The 25680-nt window shown below is 46.6% G+C and carries 20 protein-coding genes; 3 read left to right on the top strand and 17 right to left on the bottom strand.

The features are described from left to right. Positions 1 to 4: 4 nt before the first annotated feature. The 6 genes from MY523_RS02830 to MY523_RS02805 all read right to left on the bottom strand — a co-directional run bounded on the left by MY523_RS02830 (position 5) and on the right by MY523_RS02805 (position 8696). Entirely contained in the window at positions 5 to 3874 is a 3870-nt protein-coding gene (locus tag MY523_RS02830; RefSeq protein WP_250657295.1) for a YhdP family protein, read from the bottom strand. Between the two features lie 105 nt (positions 3875 to 3979). Continuing rightward, the gene (gene rng, locus MY523_RS02825; protein ID WP_250657294.1) at positions 3980 to 5464 is read right to left on the bottom strand and encodes a ribonuclease G; all 1485 of its coding nucleotides are present in this window, start codon (positions 5462 to 5464) and stop codon (positions 3980 to 3982) included. A 43-nt stretch (positions 5465 to 5507) separates the two neighbouring features. Then, positions 5508 to 6137 (bottom strand): Maf family protein, encoded by a 630-nt coding sequence (locus MY523_RS02820; RefSeq protein WP_250657293.1) that lies wholly within the window; start codon positions 6135 to 6137, stop codon positions 5508 to 5510. Positions 6138 to 6149: 12 nt separating this feature from the next. Continuing rightward, complete coding sequence (mreD, locus tag MY523_RS02815) at positions 6150 to 6629, bottom strand: rod shape-determining protein MreD (RefSeq protein WP_250657292.1); 480 nt, start codon at positions 6627 to 6629, stop codon at positions 6150 to 6152. Further along, positions 6629 to 7513: a rod shape-determining protein MreC gene (mreC, locus tag MY523_RS02810; protein ID WP_256470549.1), complete on the bottom strand. Its 885-nt coding sequence runs from the start codon at positions 7511 to 7513 to the stop codon at positions 6629 to 6631. The genes mreD and mreC overlap by 1 nt, the downstream gene beginning before the upstream one ends. 145 nt (positions 7514 to 7658) lie before the next feature. Continuing rightward, positions 7659 to 8696, bottom strand: coding sequence for a rod shape-determining protein (locus MY523_RS02805; protein WP_250657290.1), 1038 nt, complete (start codon positions 8694 to 8696; stop codon positions 7659 to 7661). Between the two features lie 384 nt (positions 8697 to 9080). Here MY523_RS02805 and gatC point away from each other — a divergent pair, with 384 nt between their 5' ends. From gatC to gatB, 3 genes are all read left to right on the top strand, one after another. Continuing rightward, entirely contained in the window at positions 9081 to 9368 is a 288-nt protein-coding gene (gene gatC / locus MY523_RS02800) for an Asp-tRNA(Asn)/Glu-tRNA(Gln) amidotransferase subunit GatC (protein WP_250657289.1), read from the top strand. Positions 9369 to 9482: 114 nt separating this feature from the next. Beyond that, positions 9483 to 10937, top strand: a complete 1455-nt coding sequence (gene gatA / locus MY523_RS02795; RefSeq protein WP_250657288.1) for an Asp-tRNA(Asn)/Glu-tRNA(Gln) amidotransferase subunit GatA — start codon at positions 9483 to 9485, stop codon at positions 10935 to 10937. Positions 10938 to 11051: 114 nt separating this feature from the next. Then, the gene (gene gatB / locus MY523_RS02790; RefSeq protein ID WP_250657287.1) at positions 11052 to 12500 is read left to right on the top strand and encodes an Asp-tRNA(Asn)/Glu-tRNA(Gln) amidotransferase subunit GatB; all 1449 of its coding nucleotides are present in this window, start codon (positions 11052 to 11054) and stop codon (positions 12498 to 12500) included. Positions 12501 to 12676: 176 nt separating this feature from the next. On the opposite strand, the gene pdxJ is transcribed toward gatB, so the two are convergent. The 11 genes from pdxJ to MY523_RS02725 form a co-directional block, all read right to left on the bottom strand. Beyond that, the gene (gene pdxJ, locus MY523_RS02785; protein WP_250657286.1) at positions 12677 to 13426 is read right to left on the bottom strand and encodes a pyridoxine 5'-phosphate synthase; all 750 of its coding nucleotides are present in this window, start codon (positions 13424 to 13426) and stop codon (positions 12677 to 12679) included. Then, positions 13407 to 14195: a DNA repair protein RecO gene (gene recO, locus MY523_RS02780; protein WP_250657285.1), complete on the bottom strand. Its 789-nt coding sequence runs from the start codon at positions 14193 to 14195 to the stop codon at positions 13407 to 13409. Before recO ends, pdxJ begins: the two co-directional genes overlap by 20 nt. A gap of 86 nt (positions 14196 to 14281) precedes the next feature. Continuing rightward, entirely contained in the window at positions 14282 to 15208 is a 927-nt protein-coding gene (era, locus tag MY523_RS02775; protein ID WP_250657284.1) for a GTPase Era, read from the bottom strand. A gap of 39 nt (positions 15209 to 15247) precedes the next feature. Then, on the bottom strand, positions 15248 to 15928 hold the full coding sequence (rnc, locus tag MY523_RS02770) for a ribonuclease III (RefSeq protein ID WP_250657283.1): 681 nt from the start codon (positions 15926 to 15928) through the stop codon (positions 15248 to 15250). Next, on the bottom strand, positions 15925 to 16449 hold the full coding sequence (locus MY523_RS02765; RefSeq protein WP_250657282.1) for a DUF4845 domain-containing protein: 525 nt from the start codon (positions 16447 to 16449) through the stop codon (positions 15925 to 15927). Before MY523_RS02765 ends, rnc begins: the two co-directional genes overlap by 4 nt. Before the next feature lie 49 nt (positions 16450 to 16498). Beyond that, positions 16499 to 17308, bottom strand: coding sequence for a signal peptidase I (gene lepB, locus MY523_RS02760; protein ID WP_250657281.1), 810 nt, complete (start codon positions 17306 to 17308; stop codon positions 16499 to 16501). A gap of 94 nt (positions 17309 to 17402) precedes the next feature. Next, positions 17403 to 19202, bottom strand: a complete 1800-nt coding sequence (gene lepA / locus MY523_RS02755; RefSeq protein ID WP_250657280.1) for a translation elongation factor 4 — start codon at positions 19200 to 19202, stop codon at positions 17403 to 17405. A 288-nt stretch (positions 19203 to 19490) separates the two neighbouring features. Further along, complete coding sequence (locus tag MY523_RS21835) at positions 19491 to 22238, bottom strand: bifunctional diguanylate cyclase/phosphodiesterase (RefSeq protein WP_275975286.1); 2748 nt, start codon at positions 22236 to 22238, stop codon at positions 19491 to 19493. A gap of 172 nt (positions 22239 to 22410) precedes the next feature. Continuing rightward, complete coding sequence (locus tag MY523_RS02735) at positions 22411 to 23814, bottom strand: DegQ family serine endoprotease (RefSeq protein ID WP_250657279.1); 1404 nt, start codon at positions 23812 to 23814, stop codon at positions 22411 to 22413. A 207-nt stretch (positions 23815 to 24021) separates the two neighbouring features. Next, positions 24022 to 24495 (bottom strand): SoxR reducing system RseC family protein, encoded by a 474-nt coding sequence (locus MY523_RS02730; RefSeq protein WP_250657278.1) that lies wholly within the window; start codon positions 24493 to 24495, stop codon positions 24022 to 24024. A gap of 126 nt (positions 24496 to 24621) precedes the next feature. Beyond that, the gene (locus MY523_RS02725) at positions 24622 to 25677 is read right to left on the bottom strand and encodes a MucB/RseB C-terminal domain-containing protein (protein ID WP_250657277.1); all 1056 of its coding nucleotides are present in this window, start codon (positions 25675 to 25677) and stop codon (positions 24622 to 24624) included. Between the last annotated feature and the right edge of the window lie 3 nt (positions 25678 to 25680).

Here is a 25680-nt window from a genome sequence, read left to right as displayed (position 1 = left end):
TATGTTACTCCTCCCTCCTCTTTTGACTAGGGGGAACTCCCTTAAAGCTTTCTGTGCGATCAAACACATTTTTTAGCTTAATATCAGGATTATCCCAACTGCCAGTCATTTCATACGTTGCGCTGGTCAGCTTACTCAATGGCTCCCCGAGTAGTTTATCAATCACCCAAACGGCACCGCCAATTTGAGGAGCCCCCAGGAAGAGCGCCGCCAGAGGCAAATTCTTGGTTAAAGGCAGTACAACCACCATATCCATATCCAGCGTTTCGTCTTTCAGGTTAGCTGACCCTGTAAACTTGTAAGCACTGGATGGCCCCTGCATTGCCAAAGGCTGTTCCAGTGTCAAAGTACCTTTATCCATTCGGGCAACGCCTTCAATCCGGTCATAACCCAGGCCTTTTTGGTACAGGTCGGAAAAGTCTAAGCTTAGCCTCCGCTTAATCGCTTCAGCATTGAGTATACCAAATACTTTGAATGCTTCTGTTGCGCTCTGTGTATCCAGTAATGTCCCATCTTCAAGCATCACAACAATTCGCCCGGACAGGTCATCCAGCTTAAAATCTGTTGGCCCTCCCGTCCATACAATAGACACTTCGGAAGAGAATTGTTTACTGGTTAACGACTCTTGCTTGCTTAGCGCTTTTGATAAAGCAGCAATATCTGCTCCATTCACTGTTGCCGTGACAATGGTAGTATCAATATCATACTGATCTCGCAACCAGCTAAGGCGACCTTGGAACTGAGTGCCTGCTACTGCCCCTCTGACATTTTTTGCGACCAAACCATTTTCTTGATGGAATAAATCTGTAGACCACTGTCCATAGCCTACACCATCAACAACCAGGTCATCGACGTGCAAGATCATTTCAGGAATATCAAAAGGAGAGAGCCTGCTCTCACCCTCATCTCCTTTAGCAGTAGACAGCTGTATGCTTTTGAGTTTGATCGTCGGTTTTTTTGCTTCCGGCAGTTTAATGATACCTTCGACATCATCCCCTTCTAGCAGGACACTCCAGGCATCACCCTCTCGCTGTATATTGACATCAACAGAGTTAAAAAGTTGCTCATAGAAGTTAACGCTATCAACCTTGAGATTGACGTTTCGGAGAATATCATTAGAGTTCTGATCCGCCTCACCTTGCAGGTAGTCCAACCATGGCTCTACAACAAGCTGCTTCAAAACCCCGGTTATTACAAAACCATCTACGGTTAACTCATCAGGCAGAGCATCAGGCAGGGCATCACCAATAAACGCGTGCCCTTTTTTAAACGTCCCATCTTTAAATTCCGCTTTTAAACTAGCCATTCTGCTTAAGGTTGCATCCAGCTCAAGCAGGTCATCTGCGACCTCCATTTGAACCGTAAGAGGTGCCGTTGCATTGGCATTCTTATTCAACGGCGATGGCAGCGCTATATCGATTCCTGACAACGAACTGCTTAGCGTAAATAAAGGGTTCTTTTTATCATCGCTCGATAGCGCTAGGGAGGCGGTATAAGACGAACGGCCCGACACCGGCAGTGATTGCTCCAGATCAAACGCCTCAACAAGCGCCTCTACGCTCATATCCCCCGTTAGAAACAGATGGGTATCCATTTCACCGGGCGAGACATTCGAGGATATGTCTAAAAGCGCAGGAAACCCCATTACATCCAACGAGAGCGAGCTGCCGTTAAGTCCGTCTTCGTTTGACAGAGACACCAAGCCGTTTATATTTCTGAAAAGCAAGTTAGACGGCCGATGTGTAATTTCACTGTTCTTTGCGCTAATCGCAAGATCATAATTCACGCCTAATTCGAAGTCGTGTAGTGGAATACCTAACATGACCTCCACATCAAACTCGCCTGTGAGCCGCAGCTGGCTGGACACACCCTGTGTGTATTCGCTAACAGGTGAATCATTAAGCCAATAGCTAAGTTCATTTTCAGCAGCCTTTAGTCTTGTCGTAACATTCAACCATGAACCTTGAGTGGAATCTCCTTCCCCTCCTCTGTCTGGCCGCATTTCGACCTGCGTTCCTGCTAACGGGGTTCCTCTGAAGCTGACTTTAGGCGCATCAATATTTAAATATCCGTTTTGCAAGAAAATTTTGCTGTCCAACCCTTCCAGCCATGGCCAATTGGGGTCAAATAGCAGCCGTGCATCCTGGGTGTTAAAAACCATAGAAGAAGTAAAACTATTCTCTGGAGCATCATCCTCAATAGAGCCATACCCAACATAGAGCCCGCTTTCAACAACGCCGCCTTTAATGGATGATTTAAGCCAATCATAAACACCTTTTCCAACCGCATGGTAGGGCACCAATTGATACGTCCTTGGTGCATCAAGGTCATTTAGACCAACCTTTAGAGATAAGATATCTTCCTCGGTGTCAGACAGTAATAACGAGAACTCGCCGAAGACCAGACTATCTTTAGTCAGATATAGGTTGATCCCCTGAGAGTAAACATAAACATCACTCTGTTCGGTTATATCCCAATTGACAATCACCTGACTCTTTTCAAATGACCATCCATCTAAAAATAAGTTCGGAAACGACATATTAAAACTGTCGCTATCAACTATAACCGTGCCTTGTCGATCATTAACTGACACATACCCCGTTACTCCTGATACTGCCGGCGCTCCCCCGACCGCTAAAGCTGAAAGCTCCTTAGCTTCGGCAGCCAACTGAAACAGAGGCTGGGGCTCACTATCGGCTGTCGGCTCATCCTGACTCAGCGGTATCATAAGCTCTGCATTAATCAGATGCCCTGCCGGGTGATAAGCAGCCAACTCTTGCTGCCCTGCTTGCGGCAGAACTTCTGAAGCCAGCAACAACTCAGTTAGCATCGACACATTGATAGATTGGGCGCTAATGTTAATCTGTCCATCGGAAAGATAAACGGAATAATCCGCTGGCGACCAATGATGGTCTAACCACTCCATCGAAAGGTCATAAACAGATAAAACGCTATTTCCACCCAGCTTGCTCCAAAACAGATCCGCTTTTATATTTTTTATCGGCGGTACAACCCCATTACTCCCCTCCCACTGCAGCGAGCTAACATCAACTTCACCTTGGAATGAAATAACCTCGCCTTTGAGGATATCAAGCCATAACCTGCCGGCCGCATCAATTTTATCGAGGTGAATACCTTGCCACTGGTAAGCCCCCAAATATTCATTAACAAGAGGGCCGGACGACCAATCCAGATATAACTTCCCAGTAAAGTCATTCGAAAGAACCCAGCCAGCACCTTTTGCAGAGAAACGAGCAAATGGCACTTCTGCGTTGGTATCCAATATCTCGCCGCTGGCGCTAAATGCAGTTCCATCATAGGCCATGATTGCGCGAGGGATATTCCAGGTGCTCTTAACTCCTATAGAGTTCAATAGCCTCACATCAATATTTGAAACCAGCAAACTAGGTTGCTCAAGCACCGAAAGAACTGAGTTGAAATCAGTCCCTGCACCACTGCTATTGCCTGGCAGGCCAGGGATCTGCCACCCACCATTTTCATTCTGAAATAACGGAAGCGTAATACCATCAGCCTCTATCGCCTGAAATTGCAATTTACGTTTTAATATACTTTGAACGACTGAGAGGTGAATATAAAAAGAATTTACCTGGAGAGGAGGAGCATCAACCAGCCGATGACTGCCTGTCAGCTCTATATCGGAGACAACCAGCACAGGGTCAAGCCATCGCCAGCTACCTTCGATAGAGCCAATATTGACAGGAACACCCAGTTGCTCGGAAAGAACCGCTTCCAGCTCCCCCTTATACGAATTAACAAACGGAAAGAACTGCCTTCCAACAGCCATATAAACAGCGACAAGCACCAACAGAAGCAGCGCTAGAAACCGAACCAGACGAAAAGACCTAACTATCAACGGATACAAACTTACCTACAACCAGCCAAGTAACTGGTCTCCCTTGCAATAATGCCTGCTTTAAGAATCAACCCCGTATCAGTTGCAATATGCCACCACACCGAGCTAGATTAACACCACATCATACTGAATTTGGCTATACATCACTTCAACCTGAAACTTTATGCTCTTCCCGATAAACGTCTCAAGGTCTGCCACATTATCAGACTCTTCATCGAGCAGACGGTCGATGACGCCTTGAGAGGCCATGACTAAATAGCCCGTCGCATCATACGCCCGATTAATGCGCAAAATTTCCCGCAATATTTCATAGCATACTGTTTCAGAGGTTTTTATATACCCACTACCATCACAAACATTACATGGCTCACAAAGTGCCTGTCCCAAGCTTTCGGTTGTTCGCTTACGAGTCATTTCTACCAACCCAAGCTCGGAGACGCAGCTCAGTTTAGTCTTGGCGTGATCCCTCTCCAACATCTTTTCCAGCATTCGAAGCACCGAGCGCTGATGTTCGGGGTCTTCCATATCTATAAAATCAAGGATTATAATTCCGCCAAGGTTCCTGAGCCTCAACTGCCTGCTAATCGCTCTGGCAGCTTCAAGATTGGTTTTAAATATCGTCTCTTCAAGGTTTCTGTGACCAACAAACCCGCCGGTATTTACATCTATGGTCGTCATGGCTTCGGTCTGATCGATAATCAGGTAGCCGCCAGATTTTAACTGTACTTTGCGTCCAAGCGCCTTTTGAATTTCATCTTCGACCCCATAAAGATCGAAAACAGGCCGCTCACCCGGGTAATACTCCAACCGATCCGTCACATCAATCAGGAACTCTTCTGAAAACGATTTGACTCGCTGAAAGCTCTCTTTTGAGTCAATTCTAATTTTCTCCGTTGCAGGCCTTACCAGATCTCTGATCGTCCTGATACACAGTGGGAGGTCTTGATAGATAACCGCAGGAACTTTGGCCTTTTTGATTTTGTCTTCAACCGAAACCCAGAGCCGCTCTAGAAACTTAATATCAGACTTGAGCTCATCTTCACCTGCGCCATCCGTAACAGTTCTAATAATATATCCGGCCAGCGGAGCATCGCTTTCCTCGCGATAACTCTCGACCAGATTTTTTAACCGCTCTCGCTCTTCTTCATCCTCTATTCGTTGAGAGATACCAACATGATCAGTGCCGGGCATGTAAACCAAATATCGAGAAGGGATTGATAGCTGGGTTGTTAATCGAGCGCCCTTCGTCCCAATGGGGTCTTTGGTCACCTGCACAACCAGCGACTGCCCCTCCCTTAACAGTGAGCTTATATCAGGAACGGGTCTCCCCTGACTACCTCCATTGCTATCGTCTTTGTTATCGGAGCGAACAATATCAGACGCATGTATAAACGCTGCGCGCTCCAGGCCAATTTCAACGAAAGCGGCCTCCATTCCGGGCAAGACCCTTACGACTTTACCCTTATATATATTTCCTACAATACCTCTTCTTCCGGTACGCTCAATATAGACTTCTTGCAGCATACCATTTTCAACCAGCGCTACCCGGGTCTCTACCGGAGTGACATTAATAAGAATCTCTTCCGTCATATTTAATTATCCACCCTATTCTTATCATACGCGCCAGACAAACTCATCCAGCCAGCTCGGTAGTCTGCCAAACAGCGATACCCGCCGAACCAAGCATTTCTGAAACCTCGGCTAGTGGGAGCCCTACAACCGCGCTATAGCTGCCCTGAATAGCCTCAACAAATACCGCACCAAACCCTTGAATTGCATAAGCACCAGCCTTATCGCAGGGTTCGCCCGATTGCCAATATGCAAGAATTTGCTCTTCGCTTAGCTCTTTAAACTTAACACTCGTCGTTACCAGTTGGGTACAGATCTCTGGCTCACGACCTTTTGCCTCAGACAGGGATGCATCAGGTACCACCAAACAAACCGATGTCATCACCTGATGCTCTCGACCAGATAACCTCATCAGCATATCTCTCGCCTCATAAAAGTCGGCTGGTTTACCCAAAATATCACCATCAACGATGACACTTGTATCAGAGCCAAGTATTGCCACCGCCTGGTTTGCATTTTCTATCTCGTAGCAGGCAAGTGCTTTCTCTTTTGCCATTCTAACCACGTAATCTGATGCATGTTCTTCCAGCAAAGGCGTTTCATCAATATTAACCGGTTTAACTAAGAACTTAACGCCAATCTGAGTTAATAACTCACTACGCCGAGGAGATGCAGAGGCCAGTATCAATTTCATTGCGACTCCAGACTAATGTAATTTCATCGCCAGCTTATCAATAAATAGATAAACTACGGGCCATACAAGTGCACTTGATAGCGCCGGAATAAGATACGCCATACCGGAAACGGGGTCGCCAATGACATTACGAATCAGGTGGCCGATCATCAAATGAATACCCACCACCAGAAACACGGTAAATGACTGCTGAACCAAAGGGAAAAGTTTGATGCGCTGGTGCATGGTTAGCACCAAATAGGCGACAACAGCCAACGACAGCGCGTTAACGCCGAGCAGGTTCCCTTCCAGAATATCCAGCACCAGGCCCGACATCCAGGCTACCACAACACCAACCTTGGCCGGGGCTTTAATAACCCAGTAGATAACAACCATTGCGACCCACTCTGGCCGTAAATAAGAGACGGCGTTGGGCAGTGCTAGAATACTAAACAGAAATGCAACGCTAAAGCATAAAAATATGAAAAAAGCGCTTGCCCTGGCAGTAACCATCAACCCTCACCTCCCTGTTCTGGCTCAGAAGAGATTCCTTGCTCTTGCGTTTCACCGTTATGATTTTTCTCGTCCGGCTGTTTGGCGACAATAAGCACCAATCGGCTGCGATTGAGTTGCGCCTTGGGTTGAGCGGTCACTTGAGCAAAAGGCCTGCCAGGATCGTGCTGGACAGATATCACTTCTGCAACCGGATAGCCTGGCGGAAACCGCCCTCCTAAGCCAGAGCTTACCAGTAAGTCGCCCTCTTTTATGTCCGCTGTATCAGGCACATTGGCCAATTCCAAAAAGTCGAAACTACCATTCCCCAATGCGATAGCTCTTACCCCATTTCGGTTGACCTGAACAGGAACAGCATGGCTATTGTCAGAGATCAGCAGTACGCGGCACGCCAGCTCACTCACTTCAACCACCTGCCCGATTAAGCCGCTAGAGTCCAGCACCGCCTGGCCAACGGTAATACCATCTGCTCGCCCCTTGTTGACCATAACGTAGTGTTTGAAAGGGTCGGGGCTCACGCCTATGAGTTCGGCAACAATCACTGTTTCATCGACAACCCCAGAGGCATTCAACAGTTCTCGTAAACGCCCGTTTTCAGCCATGATGAAAGCAAACTTCTGAGCTTTACGCTCCAGCACCAACGTTCGAGCCCTCATGGCATCAACATCTTCTCTCATCTGCTCTCTGGAAGTTGTCACTTCATCCACCCAGTCAACAACACCTCTTGGCAGATTACTCAACCATTGCATAGGCGTTAACGCGGAGCTCAAAGCATGGCGAACCTTATCCAGGTAATCAAAACGACTATCTACAAATATCAGGACACACGAAAGAATAGCCACCAACAATAGCCTGTAGCCTAAATATGGTCCCTGGACAAAAATTGTCTTAATTGAAGACTCCTTTACAACGCTTTAATCAGATTGAGGTTGAGATATTAAATTCGCTTACATTATAGCCAAAACAGAGGCTATAGAACGGCAAAAGCCAGACTCACTGTGCCTGGCTTTTAATGTACCTGTATTCTTACTAATCTAACGGAAACATGCCTGCATCGCTTTTATCAATTAACTCCAGCGCTTTTCCACCGCCTCTAGCAACGCACGTGAGCGGGTCTTCTGCAACTATAACTGGAAGCCCCGTCTCCTCACTCAGCAAACGATCCAGTCCCCTTAAAAGAGCCCCGCCTCCAGTCAGCACGATGCCACGCTCGGCAATATCAGACGCTAGTTCAGGTGGAGATTGCTCAAGCGCACTCTTTACCGATTGAACGATTGCCGCCAACGACTCCTGAAGTGCTTCAAGTATTTCTTCACTATTCAGTGTAAAACCTCTTGGAACCCCTTCTGCCAGATTGCGTCCTCGTACATCAATCTCAAGAAGTTCCATACCCTCATACGCACAACCAATTTCATGCTTGATACGTTCGGCTGTAGTATCGCCTATCAGACTTCCGTAATTGCGACGAACATAGGCCACAATTGCCTCATCAAAGCGGTCTCCACCAATTCTGACTGAGTCAGCATACACAATACCGTTCAACGAGATGATAGCGATTTCTGTGGTTCCGCCACCAATATCTACCACCATCGAACCATGAGCCTCTTCTACCGGCAACCCTGCACCAATAGCTGCGGCCATAGGCTCTTCAATAAGATACACTTCGCGGGCACCGGCCCCCAGAGCAGACTCACGAATCGCTTTTTTCTCTACTTGGGTTGACCTGCTGGGAACACAAATCAGCACACGGGGGCTAGGTGTAATAAAGCTGTTTTCGTGCACTTTATGAATAAAGTGCTGCAGCATTTTTTCAGTAACAACAAAGTCCGCGATAACGCCATCTTTTAAAGGTCGAATGGCGGTAATATTGCCCGGAGTTCGACCCAGCATCCGTTTTGCTTCGGCACCTACGGCCGCAACGCTCTTCTGAGCGGCATGATTTCGAATGGCCACTACTGAAGGTTCATCAAGGACAATGCCTCGTTCGCGAACATAAATAAGTGTATTTGCAGTACCTAAATCGATTGAGAGGTCACTCGAAAAAAGGCCTCGGATTTTTTTAAACATTCGTTGAATTCGCCCTAGGGTATTTTAATCCTTTCAGAAGTCGACTCATCTGCCTGCGTCGTGCTTATAATACATCACACACTTGCTGTGTATTGGCACACGTAAAGTTTGCAGCAAAACACCTGACTTCAAAAAACTGTACAACCAAACTAAAAATAGAGGTTCCGGATACTGCCGCAACTTTAACAATGGCGAGTATTTTGAGCAAGGTAGAATTACGAAAAGCCTCACGAAATCATCAATTTCGCGATAAATTATCGTATTTTACCGCCTATTATCCTTATCTCTTTCTCAAAATGGCACCATATCTATTGGAATCCTGTTAGTATAGCCGATTGTTTCAATTTTTTGCGTAAATTATACAACCTTAGAGGGAGAGCAGCCGTGTCGATAAAGCGCGAAGACGCAGAAAACATTGCCCGACTGGCAAAACTGCAAATAAGTGATGATCAGATTGAAAAAATCACTGGCGATCTATCCAATATTCTAGACTTGGTTGACCAACTTCAAGCTGTCAATACCGACAACATTGAACCTATGGCGCACCCCACTGATGCAGTTCAACGCCTTCGCTCAGATCAGGTGACAGAAGCCAACCACCGGGAAGCGTATCAAAAAATCGCACCGGCAACAGAAGAAGGTCTATACCTCGTACCCAAAGTTATTGAATAACGGCATATTCAAGGCCACGATCTGTGGATATTTTAATATGCCAAGTCATGCGTATTAATGAATACTGCAAACGCTTAATTCTGAACCGCTTAACTTTAAAGACAATGAATCGCCATGCACAATAAAACTGTAGCCGAACTCTCAAAAGGGCTAGCCACTGGAGAGTTTTCCAGCGTAGAACTGACCCAACATTTTTTAAACCGAATTGCTAAACAAGACCCAGGCCTAAATAGCTTCATTACGGTATGCGAGGACGAAGCACTTGCCGAGGCCAAGGCCGCTGATGAAAAAATAGCAGCCGGTGAATCTTCTGAATGGACAGGCGTCCCTTTTGCCCACAAAGATATCTTTTGCACTCAGGGCATTAAAACCAGCTGTGCCTCGAAAATGCTGGACAACTTCATCCCCCCTTATGATGCAACCGTCACCAGCAACTTTAAGCAGCAAGGCGCAGTATGCCTGGGCAAAACCAACATGGACGAGTTTGCAATGGGTTCCTCCAATGAGTCCAGCTACTACGGCCGAGTCGTTAACCCATGGGGCGAAAACCTTGTACCAGGGGGGTCTTCTGGTGGGTCAGCAGCGGCCGTTGCAGCCCGACTGACACCCGCTGCTACCGCTACAGATACAGGCGGGTCAATACGTCAACCTGCGGCACTTTGTGGCGTGACAGGCTTAAAGCCAACATACGGCCGAGTATCTCGGTATGGCATGATTGCGTTTGCGTCCAGTCTTGATCAGGGCGGCCCAATCGCAAGAACGGCCGAAGACGCAGCAATGATGCTCAACGTCATGGCAAGCTATGACAGTAAAGACTCAACCTGCATTGAAAAGGATGTGCCGAATTACACAGCCACATTAAACAACAGCATTGAAGGGTTAAATATTGGGCTGCCAAAAGAGTTTTTCTCAGATCAGCTTGATGCTCAGATGCAACAACAGGTGATGAATGCGGTAGAAGAGCTTAGAAAACTCGGCGCAAACATCAAAGAAATAAGCCTTCCTCACACTGAGCTTTCCGTACCCGCATATTATGTTATCGCTCCTGCCGAATGCTCAGCCAATTTGTCGCGCTTTGACGGTGTTCGCTATGGCTACCGCTGCGAAGACCCAAAAGACCTCGAAGACCTGTACTGTAGAAGCAGAACAGAAGGCTTCGGCGATGAAGTCAAGCGACGCATTATGGTGGGCGCTTACGCACTGTCTGCGGGCTATTACGATGCCTATTACAGAAAAGCACAGCAAGTTCGAAGACTCATTAAAAATGACTTTACAAATGCCTTTAATGACGTCGACCTTATCGTTGGCCCTACCTCACCAACGCCAGCTTTTGGATTTAACTCCAAAGGCGATGACCCGGTTAAGATGTACCTTGAAGACATATTTACCATATCAACTAACCTGGCAGGCCTGCCTGGCATGTCTATTCCCGCAGGAATGGTTAATAACCTGCCAATAGGCCTGCAACTGATTGGCAACTACTTCGATGAAGCACGCCTGCTTAACGTGTCGCATCAGTTCCAACAGGCCACTGATTGGCATACAAAGGCTCCAAATGGCTACGAATAATTTACCCCATTTAGCCCGGGTGAAAATAAGTTTGCGCTACACACAGTACAAATAATTAGCGACTCACCTGCCCATGATTACCGGGCAGGAAATATGAGCAAAGAGGTTTATAGTATGCAATGGGAAACAGTGATCGGGTTAGAGATCCACGCTCAGCTCACCACTCAATCAAAAATATTTTCAGGCTCAAGCACCACGTTTGGCGCAGAGCCTAATACACAAGCATCTGCAGTTGATCTGGCAATGCCGGGTACGTTACCGGTTCCCAATGAACAAGCATTCCGTAATGCAATTAAGTTCGGCCTAGCCATTGATGCAGAGATTAATAAGCGCTCTGTTTTCGAACGCAAGAACTACTTTTACCCTGACCTGCCTAAAGGGTATCAAACAACACAACTTGAAAAACCGATTGTGGGCGCGGGGCATGTTGAGATCCAGTTGAAGGATGGGTCGAAAAAAACAATTAGAATTCATCACGCTCATCTTGAAGAAGACGCAGGAAAATCCCTCCACGAGGATTTTCATGGCATGTCAGGCATCGATCTAAACCGGGCAGGCACACCGCTCATTGAAATTGTCACCGAACCAGACATGAGAAGCGCAGAAGAAGCTGTAGCTTTTGCTCGCAAGCTTCACAGCCTGGTAACGTCTATCGGCATTTGCGATGGCGAAATGTCACAAGGCTCGTTACGGTTTGACGTTAATATATCAGTACGCCCCGAAGGCGAAGATAAACTTGGAACCAGAACCGAAACGAAAAACCTCAACTCATTTCGTTTTATGGAAAAAGCGATAAAGCTGGAAGTTGAGCGTCAAATAGAGCTAATCGAAGATGGTGGTGAAGTTAAGCAAGAGACCCGCCTCTATGACGGGGATAAAGATATATCACGCTCTATGAGAAGCAAGGAAGAAGCAAATGACTATCGCTATTTCCCTTGCCCTGACCTTCTTCCTGTCGTTCTTGACGACGACTATATAGAAAAGATCAAAGAGTCGTTACCTGAACTACCCGACGCGAGACAAGCGCGTTTTATCTCACAGTTTGGGTTATCCGAATACGATGCGGCGATCCTTAGCGCAGATACTGCCACCGCCAACTTTTTTGAAGCAACCGTTAGTACCTGCAACGATGCCAAGCTGGCAGCAAACTGGGTGTCAGGCGAACTGTCCGCCCGCCTAAACAGCGAAGAAAAGCGCATATCCGACATTGAGTTACAAGCCGGGCAGCTCGGAACACTCATTACACGAATCAAAGATGGCACCATATCATCGTCAGGCGCCAAAAAGGTATTTGACGCACTTTGGTCTGGTGAAGAGAGCGATGTCGACAAACTCATCGAAGCGAAGGGTTTGAAGCAAGTATCTGATACAGCAGCGCTTGAAAAAATTGTAGATGACGTTCTGGCAAACATGTCAGATCAGATTGCTCAATACAAAGCGGCTGACGACAAAAAACGGAAAAAACTGATGGGTGGCTTCATGGGGCCATTGATGAAAGCGTCTAAAGGGCAAGGCAACCCTAAGTTGTTTAATCAGATTTTGGCCAAGAAGCTAGCTGATTAGCTGTCGTTACACAGGAAAAAAATCAGCGGCCTGCTTCTAGAAGCCTAGTAGCCGTGACAAAGCGGAATCAAGGGGTGCTCACCCGTGGCGCCTCCCTTGATTTATGTGATTCCTGCCGTATATCCCTTCATCACGGGTGCAAAGATCTATCCCACTTAACAAACTATCCAGAATACCTATCTAGACGCCCGATCAATTATCGCCTTCATCTCCTTAACCGCCTCTTTTAGCCCCACAAACACAGCATGAGCAATAATGGCATGGCCAATATTTAGCTCATTGATCCCTCTAATCGCTGCAACTGCATCGGTATTATGATAATGCAGCCCATGGCCGGCATTTACGATTAACCCCTGACCGATGGCATAGTCGACTCCCGCGCTTACCTTTTCAAACTCATCCGCCACCTGCTCAGGCGTTGAAGCATCAGCATAATGCCCGGTATGAATTTCAATCGCTGGCGCCCCACACCTGACAGCAGCATCTATCTGAGCAAAGTCGGCATCTATAAAGAGTGATACTTCACTTCCTAACTCCGCAAGTCTAGTGCAAGCTTCCTTAATTTTTGCCTCCTGAGAGATAACATCTAGCCCCCCCTCAGTCGTAAGTTCCTCTCTCTTCTCTGGCACCAGGCAACAATGTTCAGGCTTCACACGCTCAGCAAAGGCGAGCATATTTTCTGTCACCGCCATTTCCAAGTTCATTCGTGTGTTGAGTGTCTCTTTTAGAATTAACACATCTCGCTCTTGAATATGCCTGCGGTCTTCACGAGGGTGAATCGTAATACCATCAGCCCCCGCCTCTTCTGCCAGCAGCGCTGCCATAACAGGGTCAGGGTATCGGGTACCTCGCGCCTGACGCAGTGTAGCAACATGATCCACGTTAACACCTAATAACACTCGTCGCTTACTTTCTACTTGCCCCATACTTCTTTAACTCCCTCGTTTTTGCAATCAACTCTCTACTCTTCAGTGCTTTTCCACCCAACAGGTGATCAATCATTAAGCGTGATAAACGCTTGGCCGCCAACCGGGTTTCTTTGCAGCTCAAGTCTAACCTAGATAACTCAATTAGCTGAGAGCCCTTGATAATATGCCGGTTAGCAGCCCCACTAACATTCTGGTTAAACTCGGCATAACCGCTGGGCGGGTTGGACAGGTTATCAATTCGGATAAAGCCTTTCTCTGGCAGCCAGAAATAGGATGCAAAGGCATCAATATCCCGCTCAACACCGCCTTCCTGGGTAAAACTGGGAAAGGCTCCTAACTCCTTCAAGACATTAAATTCAAACACTCTTAGCAGTGGTTCCAGGCTGTCCTTGTTCGCCATTCCCCCTAAGGCATCAGCATAAGCAGAGAATAACGTTGGAGCAGGTTGACAGGTATGAAGAAGCTTTGACAGCAGCTCATTGAGATACAGTCCACTATACAGGTAGTCCCCCCTGAGAGGAGCCAACCTGGAACCTAGCTCAATATCGGTAAGATTCTTTAATTCAGAGCGCCCTTGCCAAGCCAATAACAAGGGCTGAAAAGGTTGTAGCAAACCTTTTAGAGGACTAGACGAACGATGTGCACCTTTGGCTACAAGCCTTAGCACACCATAATTAAGGCTGAATATATCAACCAGCAGGCTGGTTTCGCGATAGTGGCGACTGTGTAACAGGTAAGCTGGTTCTCGTGAAACAGGGGTCGCCATAGCGTCTAATCTCGTGAATAGTACCTAATCTCATGAATAGTACCTAATCTCATGAGCAGTGCTTGGTCTCATGGATAGCCTGGCAGTTAGCGATCATCGTATCCCAGGCTTTTCAGTGCGCGCTCACTATCCGCCCACCCACTCTTCACTTTAACCCACAGGTTAAGCATCACCTTACTATCAAACAAGCGCTCCATATCAAGCCGGGCATCTCGTCCAATTATCTTAATCTGACCACCTTTATCGCCGATAACGATTTTTTTCTGCCCTTCACGCTCAACCAGAATTTTGGCGCTAATTCTTAATATTCTCTCTTCCTGTTTGAATTCTTCGATTTCTACGGTAACCGAATAGGGCAACTCTTCTCCAAGCTGCCTCATAACTTTTTCTCGCACCAGTTCTGCGGCCAGAAATCGAGAACTTCTGTCCGTCACCTGATCTTCGGGGTAGTAGTGAACACTTTCAGGAACAAAGCTTGCCACAACCTCCTCTAGCCTATCTACGTTATGCCCCTTTTCTGCCGAAATAGGCACAATGTGCGCAAATTCCATTTTCGTTGAAACATCACTTAGATACGGTAATAAAGAGGCTTTGTCTTGAATTCTGTCAGTTTTGTTAACGGCCAGCACCACGGGGCAGCGAGCACGCTTCACCTTCTCAAGCACCAACTCATCATCGTCAGTCCACTTTTGGCGATCAACAACAAAAACAACCAGATCAACATCTTTCAATGCATCAGCTGCGGCCTTATTCATATAACGATTAATTGCTTTCACTTCTTTTAGGTGAAGCCCAGGGGTATCAACATACACCACCTGAACATCATCTACGGTTTTTATGCCAAGAATCTGGTGACGTGTTGTTTGTGGTTTACGGGAAGTAATACTCAGTTTTTGCCCCAGAATATGGTTAAGCAGGGTCGACTTACCAACATTGGGTCGGCCAACTATTGCGACAAAACCACAACGCATTTCATTACCTTCACCTTGTGAATTTTGGTCAATATTACTCATTTTTTCCGATACCACTGATTATAAACAACATGATGTAGATTACTCTTCCAACCCCAGGGCGGTGAGCGCTTGTTTGGCAGCTTTTTGCTCGGCGATCCGGCGGCTACTGCCACTACCCTGGGATTTCTGTTTCAGCATTTCAACCTGGCACTCTACATAAAACGTTTGCGCATGAGCTTCGCCTTCAACTGTCACGACCTCATAGTTAGGCAAAGCTTGCTGGCGAGACTGCAAGAATTCCTGCAGTCGAGTTTTAGGGTCTTTCTGAGTATCCTGAAGGGTCAGACTTTCCAAACGGCTGCTATACCAGTAGAGAACACGCTCTTTTGCGGCTTCAAATCCACTGTCATTAAAAATGGCACCAATAATCGACTCGACGGCATCGGCCAATATAGATTCCCGGCGAAAGCCACCGCTTTTTAGCTCTCCAGAGCCCAGCAGCAGGTAATCCCCAAGCCCGAATTCTTTAGCAATTTCCGCCAGTGTTACACCTTTTACCAACTGAGCCCTAAGGCGGCTTAACTGCCCCTCTCTTGCTTTAGGAAATCGTCTGTATAGATCTTCTGCTATTACGAAGTTAAGAATCGAGTCACCCAGAAACTCGAGGCGCTCATTGTTATTAGCCCCCACACTGCGATGTGTTAACGCCAGGGTTAACAATGACTCGTCATTAAAACTGTATCCAATCCGCCTTTCTAAGGCTTTATTTGATCTATTCACTGGGCTTTAGTTTCAAAGTGGTTTTCAAAAGAGACGATCGCATCAATATTTTTAAAGATGTTTTCTCTTTTTTCATAATTAATATCAATCGTAAGCAAACCATCATCTCGTTTGATAACAATGCTCTTGAGATCAAAGTTTCGTATATTGTTAATACTAAAGCGCTTGCTGAAGGCACTTATGATTTCGTCGTCTGACAATTCAGCAATATCTGGTTGTGCCCCGATGTCTTTAAGCACTTTCTCAATCGTCATATTATCGAAGAACATCGGCGCAATTTTCATCACAATCGTCAAGATTGATGCGGCCAAAAACAAAATCACCATTATCGATAACGCCGACGCGCCTTTCTGATTTCTCATACTTAACCCTTTAATATTAATTCCAGCTAAAGCCTTCAACCCGGTAAACACAGTCAATTTATTCTGAGGCCTTTGCACGACTACTGCGCTTACAAATACAGCGTTAGAAAATGACTCAAAATGCTCATTTATAGACCATAAACTGCGCTTTTTCGTCATGTTTTGCCTTGTCTATGATTCGCTCATAACGTCGTGCAAAGGTCTCATTCTAGTTAATTGAGCCTACTCTGGAAAAGCTCGGTAATGAGGTCAGCGACTTCCAGTGCATCCAAATCGCAAACGCCTTTCCCACCACCATTTCGTCAGGTACTAAGCCCCAATATCGACTATCGTTACTGTTATCGCGATTATCACCCATCATAAAGTAATGCCCTTCAGGGACGACCCACTCTCCTTCACCTTGTCCTGGCCGGGTTCTGGACGCTTTATAGATCTGGTGCGAAACCTCACCGAGCTTTTCTTCAAACAATTGCATTGGTGGCAAGTTTGCCAAGTGAACTTCTTCCACCTGCTTATTATTAATATAGAGGGTTTTATTACGATAGCTAATGGTATCGCCCGGCACCCCCACTACACGCTTTATATAGTTGGTTTTACCATCAACAGGATAACGAAATACCATCACATCACCACGCTGAGGGTCCCCCATCTCTAGCACCTTGGTTCCTGCAACGGGTAAACGGACCCCATAGCTAAATTTGTTAACCAAAATAAAGTCGCCTACCAGAAGCGTTGGCAACATAGAGCCTGAAGGTATCTGGAATGGCTCAACCAAAAAAGAGCGCAAAACCAGCACTATCGCCAAGACAGGGAAAAATGATCGGGACATTTCAACCAGCCAAGGCTCGTTAGCATCGCCCTCGCTCTCCCCCGCTAGCGCAGCAACATTGCCAAGGTCACCTTCATGACCTTCAGCCGCTTCTCTGCGCCTGGGATACCAAATTAGGCGATCAGCCCCCCAGATAGCACCAGTAGCAAAGGTTAATACAACAAGTATCAACGGAAAATCTAAATCCATAACAGTTCCTGAAACCTATCTGAATATTATTATGCGAAATTAACACTCTACGTGAACAGGCAAGCTATCTACTCGGGCTAACCACCTGCGCAGGCTAACTATCAATCTTTAAGACGGCCAAAAATGCTTCTTGTGGTATCTCGACGTTACCTACCTGCTTCATTCGTTTCTTACCTTCTTTCTGCTTTTGCAGTAGCTTTTTCTTACGACTTACATCCCCGCCGTAACATTTTGCTGTAACATTTTTACGCAAGGCTTTAACGGTAGTCCGGGCAACTATCTGACCGCCAATCGCTGCCTGAATAGCAACGTCAAACATCTGCCTTGGAATCAACTCTTTCATTTTCTCAGTTAGCAGGCGACCTTTTGAAGCAGCATTATCTTTATGCACAATGATCGCCAGGGCATCAACTTTATCGCCGTTGATCAGCACATCCAAACGAACCAGATTCGCAGGCTCAAAACGATCAAACTGGTAGTCAAGAGAGGCGTAACCACGGCTGGCAGACTTAATTCGGTCAAAGAAATCAAGCACCACCTCGTTCATTGGCAGCTCATACTTTAACGATACCTGCCCACCAACAAATTGCATATCTTTCTGAACACCCCGTTTTTCAACGCAGAGGCTGATAACGTTCCCCAAGTGCTCTTGAGGCACGAGTATATTCGCCTCAACGATGGGCTCCCTCATCTCTTCAATTGAGCCAAAGTCAGGCAATTTAGACGGGTTATCAACTTTCAGGATTTCTCCTGAGCGGGTGACAACTTCAAATATAACCGTGGGTGCGGTCGTAAGAAGATCCAGGTTATACTCGCGCTCCAGACGCTCCTGAATAATTTCCATATGGAGCATGCCAAGAAAGCCGCACCTAAACCCAAAGCCCAGAGCATCTGACGTTTCTGGCTGATATTGCAATGAGGCATCATTTAACGTTAGCTTCTGCAAAGCATCCCGAAAATTCTCATAATCATCGGTACTGACAGGAAACAGCGCAGCAAACACCTGTGGTTGAACCTTTTTAAACCCCGCCAATGACTCAACGTCAGGCGTTTTGGCTTCAGTGATGGTGTCACCAACTGGCGCGCCATGAATATCTTTAATCCCAGCGACCACAAACCCTACTTCACCAGCATAAAGAACCCCTGTTTCGTGCCGTTTAGGGGTGAAAATACCCACGGAGTCAACTTGCTCAACCTTGCCGGTCGACTTTATGAGAATTTTACTGCCTTTTCTCAGGGTTCCCTCTACAACGCGAACCAAAGAGACAATTCCGAGGTAGTTATCAAACCATGAGTCAATGATCAGCGCTTGCAGGTCACCATCAACATCACCTTCAGGAGGCGGTATTCTAAAGATAAGGTCTTCGAGCACATCCTCAACGCCCATTCCACTCTTGGCACTACAAGGCACTGCATCTTGCGCATCAATACCAATAATATCTTCAATTTCAGTTTTAACTCGCTCCGGTTCGGCCTGCGGAAGATCCATTTTGTTAAGAACCGGCACCACTTCAAGCCCCATTTCTATAGCGGTGTAGCAGTTAGCAACCGATTGGGCCTCAACCCCCTGTGCGGCATCGACAATCAACAAGGCCCCTTCACAGGCTGCCAGTGAGCGGGATACTTCATATGAAAAGTCAACGTGGCCAGGTGTATCGATGAAGTTTAACTGGTAGGTCTCACCATCTTTTGCGGTGTAATGCAGCGTCACACTTTGGGCTTTAATGGTAATCCCTCGCTCACGCTCAATATCCATTGAGTCAAGCACCTGAACGTCCATCTCTCTTGCGCTTAGACCACCACAAGTCTGAATAAACCGATCCGCAAGCGTAGACTTGCCATGATCAATATGAGCAATAATTGAGAAATTACGGATATTTTTAAGACTTTTCACTATAGAATTATCACTGAATTAGGCTGTTATCATGTTCTTATGAATCAGAATTGGTCGTTATCACGAACCATGCTCTGTTGCACTGAAGAACCATTTTATTGCTCAGCAAGAGCAATTAAGTCTCCTTTGCTTCTATCTTTTAAAACAACCCGCAAAAAGACAGAAGCAAAAGAACGAAGCATTTTAGTTCATTTAAACTCTCAACGAAAGGAAGGGGTGTTTTCTTTATGTATACAATGGTTAAAAAGTATAAAAGTTAAAACCTAATGTTAGCCGGACGAGCACGTATCACTCTGTGCCCGAATCATAGATAAACCGCTCTTTCTGCCCTTGTTCAAGGTTCGAAAGATAGCCAGCCAATTGCTCATCATCCAATGCATGACTAAATAAATTCCCTTGCGCCATTTCACAATGAGCACCTTGCAAAAACTGCAGTTGCTCACGGGTTTCTACACCTTCGGCAATGACCGCTAAGTTGAGCTTGTGAGCCAATGCAATCACCGCATTCGTCACTTCCCCGCTCTTCTGGTCGTATGGAATCCCCTTGATAAACAAACGATCGATCTTAACGCTGTCTATTGGTACCTGGCTCAAGCACCCTAATGAGCAGTAGCCTGTACCAAAGTCGTCCAGCGACACCAAGACCCCTAAACGTTTTAATGATTGCACAAGCTCCATCATTGCCTGAATATCAAGCATCAGCATGCTGGCCGGTAGTTCAAGCTCGAGCTTGCTAACATCGACGCCTGTTTCCTCAACGACCCGACTGAATAGCTCGACAAAACCCGGATCTGAGATTTGTTTGGATGATAAGTTCATCGACATGACATATTTGGAAAAACCAGCCTTGCCGAGAGCAACCGTTTGTAAGCACGCCTGGCGAAGCACCCACTCCCCCAATTTGTGAATCAGTCCACTGTCTTCTGCCAATTGAATAAACTGATCAGGTGCAACAAGCCCACGGTCTGGGTGATTCCAGCGAACTAAAGCCTCCATTCCCACGACTTCTTGAGTATCTAGCTTCACTTTGGGCTGGTAATGAAGAACAAACTGAGACAGTTCGATAGCATTTCTCAACTCTTCCTGCATCAGCATTCTTCGTGCTGCTCGAATATTCATCGAATTAAGGAAAAATTGATAGTTGTTGCGTCCCACTTCTTTTGCCCGATACATTGCCAAATCTGCAAATTTCATGAGTGAAGCGGGGTCATCGCTATCATCGGGTATCATAGCAATACCAATACTGACGGTTACTCCTACATCGTGGTCTTTCAGTCGGATGCGCTGGCTCAATTTATCCAGGATATTGCTTGCCACACGGCCAGCAGCCTCTGCACTTCCGACCTCAGAAAGCAATACCGTAAATTCATCGCCGCCCAGGCGAGCCACCGAGTCTTCATCTCTTACACAACCTTTGAGCCAGTCAGCAACCTGTTGCAATAACGTATCGCCTGCATCATGACCCAATGTATCATTGATTCGCTTGAATCCATCAAGATCCAGGAACAATAAAGCTGCCTGATTGCCTCTCCTCTTGCAGGTTTTTACCGTATGCTCAAGCCGGTCTTTAAATAGTTGACGATTAGCAAGCCCGGTCAGCTGATCATAAAATGCCAGACGGTGTAGCTCTGTTTGCGCAAGCTTCAACGCAGTTAAGTCGCGGAAGTTAACAACAACGCCATAAACACCGGGAACATCTTGCATCGCAGTATAACCGCCTTCCATATTCATCCAGTGCCCATCTTTATGCTTTATTCGGGCATGATTGACGGCAACAGAGGTTCCTGGTTTTTGCAATGCGTCTTCGTAGCAAGCCTGAACCACGGGCAAATCATCAGGGTGGACAACACTTTCGGTACCCTGTTTTTTAAGTTCGGTTAAGCTATACCCCAAAATCCGTTCACATGACGGGCTGGAGTAACTCACATCACCATTATTATCGATGATAACGGTGATGTTTGTGGTGTCTTCAGTTATCGCGCGATACTTACCCGCATTAGCCAAGGCAATTAATTTGGATCGAACCAGCACTAATGTGACAAAAAACAGCAGTAAGCTAACTAATATACCGGACACTAATACGATACCCGGCCGTGGGTCAGAGGCCAGATAGTCAAAAGCGGGGGTTGTCCTCGTCAATAACAACCACGTTTTGCCGCCGTGCTCTATCGTCTGGGAGTTCTCAAATGAATAAACTTCATCAAGGTTTCCCAAATTCGAGGCGTACATCAAGCGCTCATCGATAATGACGTCGCTATCGTAAATTCGGATATCCAAAAAGGGGGCGATTAACCCGACAATGCCGTCCATTAAGTTATTCATACGAAAGGCACTAAAAACAAATCCGTTCAGCGCCGCTCGTCTATCGTCAGTAGTGATGAGTGTTTTTTCACTTTCATAGACAGGAAAATACATCACAAAGCCGGGCTGAGACTCATCAACTTGCTCTTGAACCAATACCACTTTGCCAGTCATCGCTGCCTGACCGCTATCCCGGGCCATTTCCATTGCTTTTCTGTGAGCCGGATCGCCAAATGCATCGTAACCAAATGCTCTCCGGTTGCGTTGGGTGGCGGGCTCCAGAAACACCACAGGGTGGTATTCATGACGACTACCTGTAGGGCTAAGAAGGTAATTCGGCAACCCTTCAGAACGGATTTTTTCAATATGCTCTGCAACCCCCTCTTGCGTCACCTTCTCTGTAAACCCAATACCTTGAATACCAGGATAATAGCGCTCAATATCGAGTTTATTAACGTAGGTTCGCCAGTCATTCCGGCCTATTAAATCGGCAACGGCAAACAGCCCCGCACTGCCCGCCAAGACTTGTTCATAATTTAGAAGCCGCTCTTCGATTGCTGTTTTAAGTTGCTGAGACTGATTTTCAAAGTGCGCTTTGGTGCGGTCTTGGACAAGAAGAATAGAGAGCTGCCACAAGGATGCCGTCATTATCAGTGCGACAACTAGCACGACCCATGCAAGCTTGGAGTTTCGATACTGAAACAGAAATGCTAATGACTCTTCCTTGTTATTCATCGTAGGCTCTTTTGAAATTGTGGGCGCTTATGAAGTAATAGTGCATGCAGCTTAGCCCTGATAGCATGGTTTTAACAAACAGGAGTATAAAACAAAAAAGAGCAGGGTCACAGTCAAGCAGAACGCAATGACGCAACCGTGCTCTTTTTTTTCAGATATAAAACGCCTCGCGCTAGTTCTCCAGTTTAATCACCACAAACGACGGGTTGCCTTGCCGAATAATGAGCACCGGAATCGCACGCCCGGTGGGGAGCGATTTTACAATCGAATTAAAGTCCTCAAGGGTTTTGACTTCCTGGTTATTAATACTGCTAATCACATCATTGGGTCTAATACCCGCCACACGTGCAGCGCCTTGGTCAACCCGGGTCACCACCAACCCGGCTGATACCTGCAACTGCTGGCGCGCACCTTCATCAAGCTCTGCTACTTCAATATTAAACCTGTTGGAGGCGGCCTTAGGTGTCTTTGCGGGCATTACACTTCCCTTCTCAGTCGGAAGCTCTCCAATTTCCACCACCAATGTTTTGCGTTTACCCGCGCGAATAACTTCTAGTTTAGCTTTCTTGCCAACAACGGAGCGCCCGACTAAGTGGGGAAGATCCGAAGATCGTTTAATTGTCTGCCCTTCATACTTAGTGATGATATCCCCCTGCATTAGGCCTGCGTCCTCTGCTGGTGAGTTCGGCACTACTTGAGCAACCAGCGCCCCATGAGGTTTTCTTAAATCGAATGACTCAGCCAGATCCTTGCTAACTTCTTGAATAAGCACACCTAACCAACCCCGCGCCACATAACCTTTTTGTTGCAGCTGGTCTACAACCTCCATGGCAACATCGACTGGAATCGCAAACGAAACGCCCATAAAACCGCCAGACCGGGTATATATTTGCGAGTTTATGCCAACAACTTCTCCATCCAGATTGAACAACGGCCCCCCTGAGTTACCTGGGTTGATAGCCACATCAGTTTGAATAAAAGGCACATAGTTCTCGCTTGGCAAGGTACGGCCAATCGCACTCACGATTCCCGCCGTAACCGTATAGTCAAAACCAAAAGGAGAACCGATTGCGAATACCCACTCACCTACTTTGAGGTCTTTTGATTTGCCAATTTTTACAACAGGCAAATCCTCTGCTTCAATTTTCAGCACTGCTAAGTCTGAGCGAGCATCAGCACCGATCAATTTGGCAGGCAATTCTCGCCGGTCATTTAGTCTGACAATTATTTCATCAGCCCCATCGATCACGTGGTTGTTTGTCAGTACCAAGCCATCTTCGGAGACAATAAACCCGGACCCCATAGATTGGCTTTGCCTTGGCTGCTGACCAGGGCCATAGGGCGCACCGAAAAAGTGCCTGAAGAACTCAGGGATTTGCTCAAGCTCATCCGGCCTCAACCCTCGATGCAACGTACTCTTAGAGCGGCTCACGGTACTGATATTAACAACAGCAGGCGAGTGGTCTTCAACCAGCTCGGTAAAGTCCGGTAGGTCAGCAGCCTGTAAACCCACAGAGATCACTCCCAATAGCGTTAACAGTAATACCCTGACGGGGCTCAGTATTGCTTTTGTCATAGCCACTCCTTTCGATACGCTTCAAATCAATAGTGAATATTTAAAGCAGCGCGTATAGTCGCTTCTGCAACCTTTATTCTGGTGACAAAAAGTTTTTTTTCAAATTAAACATTATTTAGAAAGCGAACGCTCAGAATGAGCAAAGATAAATAGCCGGCAGGATACTCCCTACGAGCTGCGGCACAGGACCACATCAACATTAAAACGTTAAGGTGCTGTTATAACGTCTACCGTGGGAATAGGTTTATGCGTAGTGGAGCGAATCATCTTTGGGCAAAATCGAGGATCGCTTGAATGGAAATAGGAGTATAGCTTAACGAGTAAAAAGCCAAGTGCCAGCCCCAAGAGACCAGAAGCAGCAACCCAGCCATCGCCAGGGGCAATCCACTTTTCGGTTATCGACGCGGCGATAATCATTACTAATAGAGGGAGCAAATAAACCATCACTGAGGCTTTGATCAGCATATCCTCTGGTATACCTAAAAGCACTTCATCCCCCACCTCGAGATTAAGCGTATTAGCCACCAAAACCTGATTGGCCTTGCCATCAGAAATACGCGCTAACACCCCCTGCCCACACCCATTTTTGGCTTCACAGCTTGAACAGGCGCTTTTACGGATGGTTTGTACCCATGCCTGGTTACCATCAATGGCAACCACAACACCAGACTCTTCTAACATACCCCACCCTTGTCAAACAAACTCATTAGAAACTGCAACCCGGTCACTCCAACGAACGACCATTTTGACGAATGACCATTTCAAAGAACGATTATGATAAGTGTTTTAGCCCTCCTTAAAAAGAGATCAATTCATATCAGGCACAACTTTTTCCGCGACCTTCATTGCCGCAGCAACAGGAACTTCACCGACAACCGTTACCATGTAATCATGGTTTTTCCATTTAAGCCGGTGTGCATATGCAACGGTTGCCCCAATCACAGACACACCTTCGGGCATATTTTCTTTCCCCGGCTTTTCAATAAAAACACTAAAAGAAGCCAAGCCATCAGTAAACACCTGCACATTACCTGAGCTCACCACACCTTTGCCACTCAGCCCCTTATTTACAGGTATAAAACCGTCCGGAAGCCAATCTATTCGCCACGCCATTTTGGAAGGCCACTCCCCGCTTTTTTGAATAGAGGGCAGGCTTTCGTGGGAGTACACAGCCCCCGGATTATTGGGGGCTAACTCTGCATCGCTAATATCATCAGCTAATTCGAGTGATGTATAGTGAAAGCGCTCTAACACTTCACCACTGGAGCTAACCAGCATTGATTTTAATAACAGTCCACTACTTTTCTCCAACCACAACAAGTAGTTGTATCGGTAACTATCCTTTGCCATCACTGCAATTTTCACGGCCAGGTGGCCCGCCACGCGGTCTTCTCCCTCAAGAGTAATCATATAGTGCTCTTTTTTGGGCATTAAGGTGCGAGCAAACGCCCCTGCAAAAGGCCCTGAAGGGATGCTCTGCTCCAGGCTTATGATTCGGTTACCGGGTAGCACACAAACGACTTCATCCCCCGTGCGCAAGATTTCCCCCATTTCACCATCCAACTGAACCAGTTTCTCTCTGTCTTCCCCGTCTTTATATCGATGGATAACCTTCATGGAAGACGATATATCCCCCCGGCTATAAACAAATACACCACGATAGCTTTGAGTTTGCATGGCCACAACCATTCGCTCAAACCAAGCGTCACCACTCAAAGAGGAGCCAGAAACTTGCTCGCTGTTTTTTGCTGCTGACGCAGCAGATTGAGCATAAAACGCCGTTGCAAAAACAATCAGACAGGTGTTAAAAAGTTTATGTAATAACGGCCTACGCGGCACAACTCGATCTTTTATTGGTCTCAAAGA

This window comes from Alkalimarinus coralli (assembly GCF_023650515.1).
GTDB classification, from domain to species: domain Bacteria; phylum Pseudomonadota; class Gammaproteobacteria; order Pseudomonadales; family Oleiphilaceae; genus Alkalimarinus; species Alkalimarinus coralli.
Note: the sequence above shows the minus strand (reverse complement) of the source record. Positions and strands in the feature narration are given on the sequence as shown.

What these genes read in the sequence shown, in the direction of transcription:
- rng (WP_250657294.1), bottom strand. Translation starts at nt 5,464, where the DNA reads ATGACGGAAGAGATTCTTATTAATGTCACTCCGGTAGAGACCCGGGTA.
- MY523_RS02820 (WP_250657293.1), bottom strand. Translation starts at nt 6,137, where the DNA reads ATGAAATTGATACTGGCCTCTGCATCTCCTCGGCGTAGTGAGTTATTA.
- mreD (WP_250657292.1), bottom strand. Translation starts at nt 6,629, where the DNA reads ATGGTTACTGCCAGGGCAAGCGCTTTTTTCATATTTTTATGCTTTAGC.
- MY523_RS02805 (WP_250657290.1), bottom strand. Translation starts at nt 8,696, where the DNA reads ATGTTTAAAAAAATCCGAGGCCTTTTTTCGAGTGACCTCTCAATCGAT.
- gatA (WP_250657288.1), top strand. Translation starts at nt 9,483, where the DNA reads ATGCACAATAAAACTGTAGCCGAACTCTCAAAAGGGCTAGCCACTGGA.
- gatB (WP_250657287.1), top strand. Translation starts at nt 11,052, where the DNA reads ATGCAATGGGAAACAGTGATCGGGTTAGAGATCCACGCTCAGCTCACC.
- pdxJ (WP_250657286.1), bottom strand. Translation starts at nt 13,426, where the DNA reads ATGGGGCAAGTAGAAAGTAAGCGACGAGTGTTATTAGGTGTTAACGTG.
- recO (WP_250657285.1), bottom strand. Translation starts at nt 14,195, where the DNA reads ATGGCGACCCCTGTTTCACGAGAACCAGCTTACCTGTTACACAGTCGC.
- era (WP_250657284.1), bottom strand. Translation starts at nt 15,208, where the DNA reads ATGAGTAATATTGACCAAAATTCACAAGGTGAAGGTAATGAAATGCGT.
- MY523_RS02765 (WP_250657282.1), bottom strand. Translation starts at nt 16,449, where the DNA reads ATGACGAAAAAGCGCAGTTTATGGTCTATAAATGAGCATTTTGAGTCA.
- lepB (WP_250657281.1), bottom strand. Translation starts at nt 17,308, where the DNA reads ATGGATTTAGATTTTCCGTTGATACTTGTTGTATTAACCTTTGCTACT.
- MY523_RS21835 (WP_275975286.1), bottom strand. Translation starts at nt 22,238, where the DNA reads ATGAATAACAAGGAAGAGTCATTAGCATTTCTGTTTCAGTATCGAAAC.
- MY523_RS02735 (WP_250657279.1), bottom strand. Translation starts at nt 23,814, where the DNA reads ATGACAAAAGCAATACTGAGCCCCGTCAGGGTATTACTGTTAACGCTA.
- MY523_RS02730 (WP_250657278.1), bottom strand. Translation starts at nt 24,495, where the DNA reads ATGTTAGAAGAGTCTGGTGTTGTGGTTGCCATTGATGGTAACCAGGCA.